The sequence below is a fragment of the Actinomadura monticuli genome (assembly GCF_041463655.1).
Lineage (GTDB): Bacteria > Actinomycetota > Actinomycetes > Streptosporangiales > Streptosporangiaceae > Spirillospora > Spirillospora monticuli.
Genome location: NZ_JAXCEI010000003.1, coordinates 325,618 through 339,285, shown reverse-complemented (window position 1 = coordinate 339,285; position 13,668 = coordinate 325,618). Strand labels below are relative to the sequence as shown.

14 protein-coding genes are annotated in these 13,668 nt (G+C 73.4%); 10 read left to right on the top strand and 4 right to left on the bottom strand.

The annotated features are described in order from the left end of the window. Nucleotides 1-28 precede the first annotated feature (28 nt). From SM611_RS08140 to SM611_RS08125, 4 genes are all read left to right on the top strand, one after another. Nucleotides 29-637 carry a TetR/AcrR family transcriptional regulator gene (locus SM611_RS08140; protein WP_371948456.1) on the top strand — a complete coding sequence of 203 codons (609 nt, stop codon included), beginning with the start codon at nucleotides 29-31 and terminating at the stop codon, nucleotides 635-637. Between the two features lie 95 nt (nucleotides 638-732). Next, nucleotides 733-2,280, top strand: a complete 1,548-nt coding sequence (locus SM611_RS08135) for a glycerol-3-phosphate dehydrogenase/oxidase (RefSeq protein WP_371948731.1) — start codon at nucleotides 733-735, stop codon at nucleotides 2,278-2,280. A 97-nt stretch (nucleotides 2,281-2,377) separates the two neighbouring features. Beyond that, nucleotides 2,378-3,283, top strand: coding sequence for a ferredoxin family protein (locus SM611_RS08130; protein ID WP_371948455.1), 906 nt, complete (start codon nucleotides 2,378-2,380; stop codon nucleotides 3,281-3,283). A gap of 185 nt (nucleotides 3,284-3,468) precedes the next feature. Then, nucleotides 3,469-3,765 (top strand): WhiB family transcriptional regulator, encoded by a 297-nt coding sequence (locus SM611_RS08125; RefSeq protein WP_021600082.1) that lies wholly within the window; start codon nucleotides 3,469-3,471, stop codon nucleotides 3,763-3,765. A 262-nt stretch (nucleotides 3,766-4,027) separates the two neighbouring features. Here SM611_RS08125 and SM611_RS08120 read toward each other — a convergent pair whose 3' ends face one another. The 3 genes from SM611_RS08120 to SM611_RS08110 are packed head-to-tail and all read right to left on the bottom strand — an operon-like array spanning nucleotide 4,028 to nucleotide 6,848. Beyond that, nucleotides 4,028-4,735, bottom strand: coding sequence for a phosphoribosyltransferase (locus tag SM611_RS08120; protein ID WP_371948454.1), 708 nt, complete (start codon nucleotides 4,733-4,735; stop codon nucleotides 4,028-4,030). Between the two features lie 34 nt (nucleotides 4,736-4,769). Next, nucleotides 4,770-5,756, bottom strand: coding sequence for a phosphotriesterase family protein (locus SM611_RS08115; RefSeq protein ID WP_371948453.1), 987 nt, complete (start codon nucleotides 5,754-5,756; stop codon nucleotides 4,770-4,772). Nucleotides 5,757-5,783: 27 nt separating this feature from the next. Next, nucleotides 5,784-6,848 carry a YihY/virulence factor BrkB family protein gene (locus SM611_RS08110; RefSeq protein ID WP_371948451.1) on the bottom strand — a complete coding sequence of 355 codons (1,065 nt, stop codon included), beginning with the start codon at nucleotides 6,846-6,848 and terminating at the stop codon, nucleotides 5,784-5,786. Between the two features lie 716 nt (nucleotides 6,849-7,564). Between SM611_RS08110 and SM611_RS08105 the strand changes: the two genes are divergently transcribed. Genes SM611_RS08105 through SM611_RS08085 form a run of 5 tightly spaced genes read left to right on the top strand, consistent with a single transcriptional unit; the run spans nucleotide 7,565 to nucleotide 11,164 of the window. After that, entirely contained in the window at nucleotides 7,565-9,232 is a 1,668-nt protein-coding gene (locus SM611_RS08105) for a nitrite/sulfite reductase (protein ID WP_371948449.1), read from the top strand. 14 nt (nucleotides 9,233-9,246) lie between these two features. Continuing rightward, nucleotides 9,247-9,399, top strand: a complete 153-nt coding sequence (locus SM611_RS08100) for an Insertion element protein (protein ID WP_371948447.1) — start codon at nucleotides 9,247-9,249, stop codon at nucleotides 9,397-9,399. Nucleotides 9,400-9,409: 10 nt separating this feature from the next. Further along, nucleotides 9,410-10,120 carry a phosphoadenylyl-sulfate reductase gene (locus tag SM611_RS08095; RefSeq protein WP_371948446.1) on the top strand — a complete coding sequence of 237 codons (711 nt, stop codon included), beginning with the start codon at nucleotides 9,410-9,412 and terminating at the stop codon, nucleotides 10,118-10,120. Further along, nucleotides 10,102-10,911: a sirohydrochlorin chelatase gene (locus SM611_RS08090; RefSeq protein WP_371948445.1), complete on the top strand. Its 810-nt coding sequence runs from the start codon at nucleotides 10,102-10,104 to the stop codon at nucleotides 10,909-10,911. Before SM611_RS08095 ends, SM611_RS08090 begins: the two co-directional genes overlap by 19 nt. A 37-nt stretch (nucleotides 10,912-10,948) precedes the next feature. Further along, on the top strand, nucleotides 10,949-11,164 hold the full coding sequence (locus SM611_RS08085) for a hypothetical protein (protein ID WP_371948444.1): 216 nt from the start codon (nucleotides 10,949-10,951) through the stop codon (nucleotides 11,162-11,164). A 2-nt stretch (nucleotides 11,165-11,166) separates the two neighbouring features. Here SM611_RS08085 and SM611_RS08080 read toward each other — a convergent pair whose 3' ends face one another. Continuing rightward, nucleotides 11,167-11,862, bottom strand: a complete 696-nt coding sequence (locus SM611_RS08080) for a DUF1707 SHOCT-like domain-containing protein (protein WP_371948443.1) — start codon at nucleotides 11,860-11,862, stop codon at nucleotides 11,167-11,169. A gap of 176 nt (nucleotides 11,863-12,038) precedes the next feature. Here SM611_RS08080 and SM611_RS08075 point away from each other — a divergent pair, with 176 nt between their 5' ends. After that, entirely contained in the window at nucleotides 12,039-13,664 is a 1,626-nt protein-coding gene (locus SM611_RS08075; protein ID WP_371948442.1) for an acyl-CoA dehydrogenase family protein, read from the top strand. Nucleotides 13,665-13,668 lie beyond the last annotated feature (4 nt).

The following is a 13,668-nucleotide window of genomic DNA, read 5'->3' as shown; positions in this document are numbered from 1 at the left end:
CCGGTTCCTAAGGCTTACACTGTGACACATGACGTCGAATCGTCACAACAGCGCGGCGGCCCGGACCGCCGACGACACCGTGCTCGACGCCGCGCGCGACTGCGTGCTGGCCGTCGGCGTGCGCCGGACGACACTGACCGACATCGCCCGCCGCGCGGGCGTGTCCCGGATGACGCTCTACCGCCGCTGGCCCGACGTCCGCACGATCGTCGCCGACCTGATGACCCGCGAGTGGACCGGCATCGGCGCGGCGCTGCATCCCGCCGACGACGGCCGCCCCGTCCGGCCCCGGATGGTCGAGGGCCTGGTCACCGGTGTCCGGGCGTTCCGCGACCACCCCCTGCTCCGCAAGATCGTCGAAGTGGACCCGGAGCTGCTGCTCCCCTACGTGCTGGACCGCTGCGGGGCCAGCCAGCTGGCGTTCCTGGCGTGGTTCGAGGAGGCGCTCACGGCCGGGCACGCCGACGGGACGGTCCGCCGGGACCATCCCGCCCGGCAGGCCCGCGCCCTGCTGCTGGTCGTCCAGTCCTACGCGCTGTCGGCCCCGACGATGCTCGACGACGCGGACCCCGACCTCGGCTCCGACGCCTTCGACGCCGAACTCCGCCACGTCCTGGACCGGATGCTCGCCCCTTGACTCTCCCCGGCCGGACCCGGAGGGGATCGACCTCGCGGGCCGCGCCGGACCCATCGCCTTCGCCCGAAGACGGAGGCGGACACGGAGGAAACATGATGACCGGACCGGAACCGCGGACGTCGCTCAACGCGGCGCGCCGGGAGCGCGAGCTCGCCGCCCTGCCGCAGGAGGTGGTGGACGTACTGGTCGTCGGCCTCGGCGCGACCGGCGCGGGAGCCGCGCTGGAGGCCGCGTCGCGGGGGCTGTCGGTCGCCGCGGTCGACGCGCACGACCTGGCGTTCGGCACGTCCCGGTGGAGCTCCAAGCTGATCCACGGCGGGCTGCGCTACCTGGCGTCCGGCCAGGTGGACGTGGCGCACGAGAGCGCGGTCGAGCGCGGTGTGCTGATGCGCCGGACGGCCCCGCACCTGGTGCGCGCGCTCCCGTTCGTGCTGCCGCTGACCCCGCTCGTGTCGCGCCGGCAGGCGGCCGTCGCGCGCGCCGGGATGCGCGCCGGGGACCTGCTGCGGCTCGCCGCGCGCACCCCGCGCTCGGTGCTGCCCCGCCCGCGCCGGCTGTCGCCGGTCGAGACGCTGCGGCTCGCGCCCGCGCTGCGCCCGCACGGGCTGCGCGGCGGGCTGCTGTCGTGGGACGGGCAGCTCTGCGACGACGCGCGCCTCGTCACCGCGCTGGCCCGGACCGCCGCCGGGCACGGGGCCCGCGTCCTCACCCGGTGCCGCGCGGTCGAGCTGCGGGGCGACGGCGCCCTCGTCCGGGACGAGCTGACCGGGCGGGAGATCACCGTCCGGGCGCGGTCGGTGGTGAACGCGGCCGGCGTGTGGGCGGGCGGGCTCGTGGAGGGCGTCCGGCTGCGCCCGTCCCGGGGCACCCACCTGGTGCTCCGCGCCGAGACGCTGCGCGGGCTCTCGGCCGGGATGCACGTGCCGATCCCGGGCCGGGGCGCCCGGTTCATGCTGGTGCTCCCGCAGGGCGACGGCCGCGTCTACGTCGGGCTCACCGACGAGCCGGCGGACGGGCCGATCCCGGACGTGCCGGAGCCGACCGAGGGCGAGATCGGGTTCCTGCTCGACGTGCTCGGCTCCGCCGTGGACGTCCCGGTGCGCCGCGCGGACGTGATCGGCGCGTACGCGGGCCTGCGCCCCCTGCTGGACGTCGGGAACGGGCGCGACACCGCCGACATCTCCCGCCGCCACGCGGTGCTGACCTCGCGGGACGGCGTCGTCACGATCGTCGGCGGCAAGCTCACCACCTACCGGCGGATGGCGCAGGACGCCGTCGACGCGGCCGTGGAGGCCCGCGGGCTCGCCGCCGGGCCGAGCCGCACCGCCCGGCTCCCGCTCGTCGGGGCGGCCTCACGGGCGCGGCTGGACGCCCTGGACGCGCCGGCCCGCCTCGTCCAGCGGTACGGGACCGAGGCGCCGCTGCTGACCGCCCTGGGCGTGCAGGACCCGGCCCTGCTGGAGCCGGTGCTGCCGAACCTGCCGGTGACCGGGGCGGAGCTCGCCTGGGCCGTGCGGCACGAGGGCGCCCTCGACGCGGGCGACCTGCTGGACCGCCGCACCCGGATCGGCCTCGTCGCCGCCGACCGGGAGGCGGCGCTGCCCGCGGCGGAGGCGCTGCTGCCCCGGGCGGCGCTGCACTGAGACCTCTGTCACCCCGTCCGTCCCGCCCCACCTGGTTTGACGGGCGACCGTTAGGTTACCCTTACCTAATCGCTTCAAGATCGACCGGGGGGACCACGTGACGCGCGGTAAGGGCTGCGGGCATTGCCCGGGGAGCCACACGGGCGAGCGGCCGTGCCTGGCGAGCGCGACCGCGAAGGCGCGCGCCTGGCTGCTCGTCGAGCACCCCGGCCCGTGGCCCGAGAACGTCACCGACCTGCGCGGGCCCGACCCGGTGGCGGACGCCGTGCGCGCCGCGAAGCGGGCGGGCGTCCGGCCGCAGCTGATCCGCCGGCCGGGGCGCCGCCGCGCCACCCCGCCGGTCCAGGTCTACGCCGCCTTCTCGCGCGGCGCCGAGGTCTGGATGGAGGGCCGCGAGCTGTCCGACCCGGCGGAGCTGGCGTCGCTCGACCTGGCCGCGCTCGCCGCGGGCCGCTCCCCCGGTCTCGGCGACCCGGTGATCGACCCGGTGCTGCTGGCCTGCACGCACGGCCGGCACAACGCCTGCTGCGCGCGGACCGGCGGGCCGCTGGCCCGCGCCCTCGCCACGCGTTTCGATCGCCTCGTATGGGAAACCACCCATGTCGGCGGTGACCGATTTGCGGCGAATTTGGTATGTCTTCCCCACGGGCTCTACTACGGCGACCTCGGCGAGACCGAGGCCGTCCGGGCCGTGGACGCCTATCTGCGGGGCGAGGTCGTCCTCGACCGGCTGCGCGGACGGGCCGGGACGCCGGAGGCGGCGCAGGCGGCCGAGCACTTCGTGCGGGCGCACACGGGCGTCCTCGGCGTGGACGAGGTGACGGTGGAATCGGTCACCGGGACATCTCGGTACGAAGCGGTCGTAGTCGCCCGGCAGAGCCGTTACCGGGTGGCCCTGGAGGCCGTCCCGCAGTCCGAGCCCTGCGGCCCGGACTGCGGCGAGAACCTGAAAACCCATGTTGTTAGGGAACTCACCCTTCTCAACGCGGCGGCCCTCGTGTAATCTCCTGGAGGCCCCATTCGAGGGTCTCCCTGTCGCACGTCCCCAGGTTTCCGGAGTAACCGGGCGGGGAACAGAGCGGCAACTCCAGACGTTGGAACATTCGGCGCTTCTGACTCATGTCACCCGAAGCACGTCGAGCGTCCATGTCCCGTTTTTTGTTCGAAACCAATCAAGGTGGGTGTTCCATGGCTCAGGTACGTCGGCAGGCAAACCTCCCTCGTCCCAGCTGGGGCTGGCAGGACGCCGCGGCGTGCCGGGGGGAAGACCTCGTCCTCTTCTTCGGTCCCGACGGCGAACGCCAGCCCGAGCGCGAGATCCGCGAGCGCAAGGCCAAGCAGATCTGCATGGGCTGCCCGGTGCGCACGGAGTGCCTGGACTACGCGGTGTCCAGGCCCGAGAAGTACGGCACGTGGGGCGGTCTGAACGAAGACGAGCGCGCGTCCGAGCGCCGTCGCCGGATGCGCCGCGCCAACGCCGCCTGAGCGAGCGGGCAGGCCGCCAGAACGCTCCCATCGCGATCCCCGGCACGCCACCTGAAAAACGACACGGCCCCGCCCAGCGGGGCCGTTTGCGTTGCCCCGGCCCGGCCGCCCCCGGCCGGGCCGGGGCGCGCAGTCACATCTGCATCACAGTGCAGCCACATCGTGCCGCGACATTCCGCCCGGCACGTGCTTTTACCGCAACCGACTCCGCGATGTGACCCATTCACTGGAATTCGCCGGCCGCCATTCCGCGTGGGCCGGCTCACACCGGGCCCTCGCCGGACCGTCGCGCGCGATCCAGCCACGCCGTCACGTCGGCGTCGGTCAGCTGCTCGAAGTCGCGGTACCACTGCCCCACGGCGCGGAACTCCCACGGCGCCGCCGGGACGACCATCTCGTCCACCTCGGCCTCCAGCGCGCCGACGGTCTCGGCGGCGCCCACCGGCACCGCCAGCACCAGCCGGGACGGCCCGCGCTCGCGCATCGCCCGCACCGCCGCGCGGGCGGTCCCGCCGGTCGCGAGCCCGTCGTCCACCACGATCACGGGCCGCCCGGCGACATCGGGCAGCTCCCGGCCGCGCCGGTAGACGCCCACCCGGCGGTCCAGCTCGGCGCGTTCGGCCGCCACCGTGGCCGCCAGGTCGTCCTCGGTGAGGCCGAGCCGGGCCAGCAGCCCGCCGTCGAACACCGGCGCGCCGCCCTCGGTGATCGCCCCCACGCCGAGCTCCGGCTGCGGCGGATAGCCGATCTTGCGGGTCACCAGGACGTCGAGCCGGGACCCCAGCCGCCGCGCGACCTCGTAGCCCACGGGGACGCCGCCGCGCGGCAGCGCGAGCACCGGCGCCCCTTCCAGCCCCAGGGGGACGAGGCGCTCGGCCAGGACGCGTCCCGCCTCGGTCCGGTCGGCGTAAGGGAGCCGGACGGTCTCCGCCCGCTGGACGTCCTCTCGTGCGGATCTGTTCCGGGACATAGGGGACACCCCCTTCCAGGGTCTCCCTACCCACTCACGAACCCGTGAGCCACCTCAGCGGGTTGTCGCGCAGGACCGCGCCGAGCGTCGCCTCGTCGGCGCCCGCGGCGCGCAGCGCGGGCAGGAACGTCTCGAAGAGGTAGCCGAAGCCGGCGCCGCCGTAGCGGGTGATCTGCGCCATCCGGGAGACGCCGGTGCTCAGCAGCACCCGGTCGGCGTGCCCGGCCTCCAGCAGGTCCATCACGCAGCGGACGCGGGCGCCGACGGCGGCGCGGTCCTCGCCGGCGAGGCCGAGCGTGCCGAACGAGACGTAGCCGCCCGACTCGGCGATCTTGCGGTGCTGGCCGGGGTCGTCCACCCGGTCCTGCTGGCCGACCGCGACCCGGTCCGGGGGCAGCCCGGCGGAGGCGAGGATCTCCAGCTGGGCGAGTCCCGCCCGGCCGTACGTCGCGACCGACAGGCCGGAGTAGCGGGCGGCCTGCGCGGCGGCGCGCAGGCACAGCTCCTCGGTCTCGGTCGGCGCCTCGCCCCAGGTGCCGATCTCGCCGATGACGCCGGGGAGGGAGTTGGTGCCGTCCATGCCGAAGCCGACCTCGGCGAGCAGCCGCTCGGTGAGGCGCTCGACGCCGCTCGGGCCCTCGGGCCCGCTCTGCGCCGCGAGGGTCTCGCGGACGAACGCGGGGTGGAACGGCTCGGTGAACACGCCCGTGCCGGCGACCACGGCGACCCGGGAGCCGGCGCTGATCCGGGCCAGCGCGGCGGCGTTGCGGCCCATGCCCGCGGACGTCAGGTCGACGACGAGGCCGAGGCCGTGCTCCTTGCGCAGCGCGGACAGCTCCCGCTGGACGGACTTCTCCTCGTCCAGCCAGCGCCCCGGGTCGGAGTCGACCAGCTGGGGGCGCGCCGGCCAGCGCAGGTCCATCTGGAGGTGCTCGTGGGAGAGCACCGGCCCGGTGATGTCGGACGTCGCGATCGTGCCGGTCACGGTCCGCAGCCGGCCGGGCTCCTCACGGGGGGTCATGACAGGCGAGGTTACGACATGTATGACCTATTCAGCGCCCGATTCAGGGTTGTTTTTACTCGTGGTCCCCTGGTCGCGCGGCACCTCGTCGTCCTGCGCCTCCCGGACGGCGCGCGCCCGGGCGGTGTCGCGGCTCGGCCACAGCCGGTCGATCTCGGCGTTCAGCGCCGCCCCGATGAGGACCGCGAGCGCCGCCACGTACAGCCCGGCGAGCACCGCGATCGAGGCGGCGAGCGGCCCGTACACCGACACGCCGCTCAGCGATCCGGCCAGGTAGAGCCGCAGGCCGGCGCTGCCGACGATCCAGATCAGCAGCGCGAGCACGGCGCCGGGCACCTCGCGCCACCAGGCCGTCCGCACCGGGACGCTCACGTGGTAGAGCAGCGCGAGGAAGACGATCGACAGGCTCACCACCACCGGCCAGTACAGCAGCTGGACCGTCCCGGCGCTCTCCGGCAGCACCTGCCGCACCAGCGCCGGCCCGGCCACCAGCATCGGGATGACGACCAGCATGACGAGCAGGCCGACCAGGTAGAGCACGAAGGCGCGGGTCCGGGTGCGGATCACCCCGCGGACGCCCGACAGCCCGTAGGAGATGGTGATCGTGTCGACGTAGACGTTGGTCGCCCGGGACCCGGCCCACAGCGAGATCAGGTAGCTGACGGACACGATGTCGGGGCTGCCGCCCCGGATCACGTCGTCGATCAGCGGGACGACGACCGAGTCGACCGCCGGGCCCGTCAGCACGGTCCGGGCCTGCTCGATCACCCAGGAGCGGATCTCGGTCACCGTGCCCGCGCCGAACAGGCCGCGCAGGTGCCCCATCGTGCCGATCAGCCCGATGACGAGCGGCGGCAGCGACAGCAGGGCGAAGAACGCGGCCTCGGCGGCGAGGCCGGTCACCCGGTACCGGAACGCGCCGACCGCCGTCCCCTTGACCAGGAGCCAGCAGACGCGGGCGGCCGACCGGGCGGCCGACCGGGCGCGCCCGGTCAGGTCGCGGGGCATGCTCGGGCGGGGGCCGCGCGGGCCCCGTCCGGAGTCGGAGTCCCCCGCCGAGGGGACGCCCTCGGCGTCGGAGACGGTGGTCACACCGCCCCACCGTAGAGCGTCACGCGCCCGGAACATGTCGCATCGCCCATTTCAGTGGTCCGCTCCGCGTTTCGCGCGCCGATCACCTCCCCCGTCCGATCGGCTCGCGGTGGGCGCCCTCCCCCGTCCATGCCCTTGCCCATACCCGGTTCGACGGACCGGAACGTCGGCCGGACCATGATCGTCCGCGTCCGGCCACCGGAGGCCGGCGGCCCCGGGGACGCGTCCGCGACCCGCGAACCGGGCATCGGACTTCGTGGGTGACAATGGAGACATGATCTGCCAGTCCTGCCGAGAGCGCCGCCACGGGGAGTGCCGCGGCGGATCCTGGTGCGACTGCCAGCACCTGCCCCCGTCCGCGCCGCCCGAGGGCGACCGGCGGACCGGCGCCCGGACCGGCGACGACGCCGAGCCCCGGGTGAATTGGAGACGGCAGGGATGACGAATCTCACGTGTCCGGATGCCGGACGTAACTGGACAGTGCGCGAGACGTCATGTCACAGTTCAAGCATGACTGCTGCGGACCCGTTGCTGGCCAAGCGCCGCCACGTGGACTTTCTGCGCGTCCGCAGCGCGATCTGTCGGTGACGCCCCCGACCACGCCCCTGCTCAGCGGGCCGCGTGGTGCATCGGCGTCACCTTTGACCTGATCCTGCTCAGCGTTGAGCCGGCCGTCCGAGCCTGCCGGTGCGCTACGCGTCCCTCACCACCAACAGATGAGGACGCGCGCCGTGCCACCCGCGACCAAGCGTAAGAAGGGCGAGGGCCAGTGGGCCCTCGGCTTCCGGGAACCCCTCAACAAGAACGAAGAGAACAAGAAGAACGACGACGGCCTGAACGTCCGCCGGCGCATCATCGACATCTACTCCAAGACCGGCTTCGACTCGATCGACCCCGCCGACCTGCGCGGCCGGTTCCGCTGGATGGGCCTCTACACGCAGCGCAAGCCCGGCATCGACGGCGGCAAGACGGGCGCGCTGGAGGACGAGGAGCTCGAGGACCGCTACTTCATGATGCGGGTGCGGATCGACGGCGGGCAGCTGAGCGGCCCGCAGCTCCGCACGATCTCCGACATCTCCACCCGGTACGCGCGCGGCACCGCCGACATCACCGACCGGCAGAACGTCCAGCTGCACTGGGTGCGGATCGAGGACGTCCCGGCGATCTGGGACGCCCTCGAAGCGGTCGGCCTGCACACGATGGAGGCCTGCGGCGACGTCCCGCGCACGATCATCGGCTGTCCGCTGGCCGGGATCGCGGCCGACGAGGTGATCGACGCGACGGCGAACCTGCGCGACATCCACGACCGCTACATCGGCTCCCCCGAGTTCTCCAACCTGCCACGCAAGTACAAGACGGCGCTGTCGGGGTGCACGTCGCACTGCACCGTCCACGAGATCAACGACATCGGGTTCGTGGGCGTGGTGAACGAGGAGGGCGAGACCGGCTACCAGCTGTACGTCGGCGGCGGCCTGTCCACCAACCCGATGTTCGCGCAGAGCCTCGGCGTGTTCGTCAAGCCGGAGCAGGCCACCGAGGTCTGGCACGGCGTCACCTCGATCTTCCGCGACTACGGGTACCGGCGGCTGCGCAGCCGCGCCCGCCTGAAGTTCCTCATGAAGGACTGGGGCGCAGGCAAGTTCCGCGAGGTGCTGGAGAAGGAGTACCTCGGGTACGCGCTCCCGGACGGCCCCGAGCCGGCCGCACCGCTGGCCCGCCGCGACCACGTCGGCATCCGCCCGCAGCAGGACGGGAACTTCTACGTCGGGTTCGCGCCGCGCGTGGGCCGGGTGAGCGGGGAGATGCTCGGCGTCATCGGCGACCTCGCCGAGCGCTACGGCTCCGGCCGGGTCCGGACGACCATCGAGCAGAAGATGGTCATCCTGGACGTCCCGGAGGAGAACACCGAGGCGCTCGCCGACGAGCTGGCCAAGCACGATTTGCAGGTCCGTCCGTCCACGTTCCGCCGCCAGACGATGGCGTGCACGGGCATCGAGTACTGCAAGCTCGCGATCGTCGACACCAAGCAGCGCGCGATGGACCTGGTCGACGAGCTGGAGAAGCGGCTCCCCGACTTCGACCAGCCGCTCACGATCAACGTCAACGGCTGCCCGAACGCCTGCGCCCGCATCCAGGTCGCCGACATCGGCCTCAAGGGCCAGCTGGTCGTGGACGAGAACGGCGACCAGGTCGAGGGGTTCCAGATCCACCTGGGAGGGCGGCTCGGGGCCTCGTTCGGGAAGAAGGTCCGCGGCCTGAAGACGACCTCGTCCGGGCTGACCGACTACGTCGAGAGGGTCGTCCGCAAGTTCGACGAGCAGCGCACCGAGGGCGAGACCTTCGCCGAGTGGGTGCACCGCGCCGACGACGCCGACCTCAAGTAGCGGGACGGATTCGCATGAGCGAGCGGATGGCGCCGTTCTACTGCCCCTACTGCGGCGAGGAGCACCTGGAACCGCGCGAGGAGCACGGTTCGTGGTACTGCCCTGACTGCCTCCGCCTCTTCACGTTGAAATTCCTCGGTGTCGGAGCTCCCCGCACCGCGAACTAGGAGATCTTCGGTGACTCTTCTGGAGACCGACAGACCAACCCTCGACCTCGAAGACATCGTCGAATCGGCCGCTACCGCGCTGGAGGGCGCGCCCACGCTGGAAGTCATCCGGTGGGCCGTCGCCACGTTCGGCGACCGCATCTGCCTCACCTCGTCCATGTCGGACGCGGCGCTGATCCACCTGGTGTCGAAGGTGAAGCCCGGCATCGACGTCCTGTTCGTCGACACCGGCTACCACTTCGCCGAGACGATCGGCACCCGGGACGCCGTCGAGGCCGTCTACCCGGTGAACGTCATCAACGTCACCCCGTCCCGGACGGTCGAGGAGCAGGAGGCCGCGCTCGGCCCCCGGCTGTTCGGCCGCAACCCGGACCTGTGCTGCCACCTGCGCAAGGTGGAGCCGCTCGGCCGCGCGCTGGAGGGCTACATGGCCTGGTTCAGCGGCATCCGCCGGGACGAGACCGCGAGCCGCCGCGACCGCAGGGTCGTCGAGTGGGACCGCAAGCGCGGCATGGTCAAGGTCAACCCGATCCTGGACTGGACCCAGGAGGAGATGGACGACTACATCGAGGACAACGGGGTCATCGTCAACCCGCTGCACTACGACGGCTACCCGTCCATCGGCTGCGAGCCGTGCACCCGCCCGGTCGCGCCCGGCGAGGACCCGCGCAGCGGCCGCTGGGCCGGCCTCGGCAAGACCGAATGCGGCATCCACCTGTGAGCGTTCCCATGATCGCGGTGGCGCACGGGAGCAGGGACCCCCGCGCCGCCGCGACCGTCGGGGAGCTGCTCGGCGCCGTCCGGGCGCGCCGCCCGGACGTGTCCGTGCACGCCTCGTTCCTCGACCACGCGCCGCCGACCCCGGACCAGGTGCTCGACGGCCTCGCCCGCGAGAGCAGGTCGAGCGGAGCTCGTCAGTCGATCGGTGGCGGGTGGGGGGCGGCGGGCCCTGCGGCCGTGGTGCTGCCGCTGCTGCTCACCCCCGCCTACCACAGCAAGACCGACATCCCGGGCGTCCTGAACCGGGTCCGGGCCCTGCACCCCAGGCTGCGCCTGCGCACGGCCGGGACGCTCGGCCCGCACCCGCTCCTCGTGGACGCCCTGGAGCGCCGGCTGGCCGAGGCCGGCGTTCCGCCCGGTGACCCGGACACGGCGGTCGTCCTCGTCTCGGCGGGCTCCAGCGACGCGTCCGCCAACGCCACCATCGCCCGGACGGCGCGCGAGTGGAGGTCGCGCGGATGGCGGGACGCCGTCCCGGCGTACGCGTCGGCGGCAGGCCCGAAGCCGGGCGAGGCCGTGGCGGCGCTGCTCGACGCGGGCGCCCCGCGCGTGGCCGTCGCGTCCTGCTTTCTAGCCCCCGGCCACTTCGCCGACAAGGTGCGGGAGGAGGCCCTCTCCGCCGGCGCGTCCGCGGTCTCGCCGGTGCTGGGCGCCGCCCCGGAGATCGCGGACCTGGTCGTCCGCCGCTACGACGAGGCGCTGGAGGACGTGCGCGGGGCCACCGCCGTCTAGACGTTCGGGACCCGGGCCACGGGGTATGCGGGCCGCCATGAAGCACGAGGACCCCGGCCACGAGCCCGGCGAGACCCACGACCGCGAGTTCGCCCCCGTGAACGAGGGCTCCGACGCCCGCGGCCGCACCGTGCCGGACGGCAGGACGACCAGCGGCACCGGCACGCCCGGTGTCAAGCGCGAGCACCCGGACACGCTGCCGCCGGACGAGGCGGGCGTCGAGGAGGCCGAGCGCGGCGACGACAGCCGCTGACGCTACCCGCGGTCCTTCCACCAGTCGGCGATGGCGCGGCGGACCGGCATGTGGTGCTCGTCGTCGACGATCTTGATGTCGCCCATCACGGCGGTCGCGGCGACGCGGACGACGGGCACCCGGGCGCCGGGGTGCGGGTCGCGGACGTTGACCTTCCGGTCGCCGAGGAAGTTGTGGCCGGACAGCTCGACGCTGACGCCGTCCGGGACGATGATCTTGACGTCGCCCATCACGGCGGTCGCGGTGATGAGCACCTCGCCGCTCGGGACCTGGGCGCCGCGCAGGTCGAGCTCCACGTCGCCCATCACCGACACCGCCTCCAGCGGGCCGTCGATGCGGCCGACGATGCGCTCCTTGCAGTCGCCCATCACGGCGCTGAAGCGCCGCTTGACCTGGACGGGCGCGGGGTTGGCGCCGGGGGCGCCCATGCCGGGAAGGTCGGCGGTGATGTGCTCCAGGTCGCCGCGGCTCACGGCGGCGTAGGCGGCCTCCGTGCGCTCGGTCAGCTCCTCGAAGGTGAGCCGGCCCTCCACGGAGGCGATCCGCAGCCGCTCGACGACGGCCTCCCGCTCGGCGTCGGACGCGCGGATCGCGTCGGCCGCCGCCGTGACGTCGGGGGGCTCGGAGCGGACGTCCTGCCGCCGGGCCGGCGGGCGGCCGGGGCAGGCCCGCTCGGGCTGCGGACTGGACTGGCTCATGTTTCCGAAGGTATGCCCCCGCCGCCGCGCGACAATCCGCCGGGGGGACGAGATCGCCCCACCACTTGAGGAGGATGGACGCTGGACCGCGGGCCGGGCATGATCTCACGATGCCCGAACGCGGTTCTGTATCCTGCACGACGAGGGCGTGGACATCGCGAAACGGAGGCCCCGGGGTGACGCACGAGGTGGTCAATCAGGTTCCGCCGCTCGCCGGGCACGACACGGCCGACGAGGCCGTCCTCCTGGACGGGCTGGCGCGCGAGGGCGCCGGCTGGGCCGAGCCCGAGGTGCGCGAGCTGGGCCGGCTGGCCGGCACCGAGCGCGCCCAGGAGTGGGGGCGCCTCGCGAACGAGAACCCGCCCGTCCTGCGCACCCACGACCGCTACGGGCACCGGATCGACGAGGTCGAGTTCCACCCGGCCTGGCACGAGCTGATGAACGTCGCCGTGACGCACGGGCTGCACGGTTCGGCCTGGGCCGACCCCCGCGAGGGCGCCCACGTCGCCCGCGCCGCGAAGTTCTACACCTGGCGCGTCGACGCCGGCCACGGCTGCCCGATCTCGATGACGTACGCCGCCGTTCCCGCGCTGCGCCAGTCCCCCGAACTGGCCGCCCAGTACGAGCCCCTCCTGGCCAAGCCGGAGTACGACTTCGGCCTGCGCGCCCCGCTCACCAAGGACGCGCTGCTGGCCGGCATGTCCATGACGGAGAAGCAGGGCGGCTCGGACGTCCGCGCCAACACCACGCGGGCCGCGCCCCAGCCCGACGGGACGTACCGCCTCGTCGGCCATAAGTGGTTCACCAGCGCCCCGATGTGCGACGTGTTCCTCACCCTCGCCCAGGCGCCGGGCGGCCTCACCTGCTTCCTCGTCCCGCGCGTCCTGCCGGACGGCGCCCTCAACCCGCTCCGGCTGATGCGGCTCAAGGACAAGCTCGGCAACAAGTCCAACGCGTCCTCGGAGGTGGAGTACGACGACGCGGTCGCCTGGCGGGTCGGGGACGAGGGCCGCGGCGTCCGCACCATCATCGAGATGGTCAACATGACCCGGCTCGACTGCGTGATCGGCGCCGCGTCCGGGATGCGGCTCGGCGTCACGACGGCCGCGCACCACGCCGCGCACCGCAGGGCGTTCGGGAAGTACCTGATCGACCAGCCGCTGATGCGCAACGTCCTCGCCGACCTCGCGATCGAGTCGGAGGCCGCCACGATCACGATGCTGCGGCTGGCCGGGGCCACCGACCGCTCGGTGCGCGGCGACGCGTCCGAGACCGACTTCAAGCGCCTCGGCCTCGCGGTCAGCAAGTACTGGATCTGCAAGCGCTGGCCCGCGCACGCCGCCGAGTCCCTCGAATGCCTGGGCGGCAACGGTTACGTCGAGGAGTCCGGCATGCCGCGCCTCTTCCGCGAGTCGCCCCTCAACTCCATCTGGGAGGGCTCCGGCAACGTCGCGGCGCTCGATCTCCTCCGCGCAACGCTACGCGAGCCGCAGACTCTGGAGGCGTTCTTCGGCGAGGTCGAGCTGGCCCGAGGGGCCGACAAGCGCCTCGACGCAGCCGTCCAGGACGCCAAGGACGCCTTCACCGACACGGCGACGATCGAGCTCCGCGCCCGCCGAGTAGCCGAGCGCCTGACACTCGTCCTCCAGGCATCGTTGCTGGTCAGGCACGGTCACCCGGCCGTCGCCGACGCCTTCTGCGCCACCCGCCTCGCAGGCGACTGGGGAGCCGCTTTCGGCACCCTCCCGCCGGGACTGGACCTGTCCCCCATCATCGACCGCGCCATCCCGAAAGTCGGCTGAGGCG

Excerpts from the sequence above, each read along its gene's own strand:
- SM611_RS08140 (WP_371948456.1), top strand. The coding sequence starts at position 29 with ATGACGTCGAATCGTCACAACAGCGCGGCGGCCCGGACCGCCGACGAC.
- SM611_RS08135 (WP_371948731.1), top strand. The coding sequence starts at position 733 with ATGACCGGACCGGAACCGCGGACGTCGCTCAACGCGGCGCGCCGGGAG.
- SM611_RS08125 (WP_021600082.1), top strand. The coding sequence starts at position 3,469 with ATGGCTCAGGTACGTCGGCAGGCAAACCTCCCTCGTCCCAGCTGGGGC.
- SM611_RS08120 (WP_371948454.1), bottom strand. The coding sequence starts at position 4,735 with ATGTCCCGGAACAGATCCGCACGAGAGGACGTCCAGCGGGCGGAGACC.
- SM611_RS08115 (WP_371948453.1), bottom strand. The coding sequence starts at position 5,756 with ATGACCCCCCGTGAGGAGCCCGGCCGGCTGCGGACCGTGACCGGCACG.
- SM611_RS08105 (WP_371948449.1), top strand. The coding sequence starts at position 7,565 with ATGAGGACGCGCGCCGTGCCACCCGCGACCAAGCGTAAGAAGGGCGAG.
- SM611_RS08100 (WP_371948447.1), top strand. The coding sequence starts at position 9,247 with ATGAGCGAGCGGATGGCGCCGTTCTACTGCCCCTACTGCGGCGAGGAG.
- SM611_RS08090 (WP_371948445.1), top strand. The coding sequence starts at position 10,102 with ATGCGGCATCCACCTGTGAGCGTTCCCATGATCGCGGTGGCGCACGGG.
- SM611_RS08085 (WP_371948444.1), top strand. The coding sequence starts at position 10,949 with ATGAAGCACGAGGACCCCGGCCACGAGCCCGGCGAGACCCACGACCGC.
- SM611_RS08080 (WP_371948443.1), bottom strand. The coding sequence starts at position 11,862 with ATGAGCCAGTCCAGTCCGCAGCCCGAGCGGGCCTGCCCCGGCCGCCCG.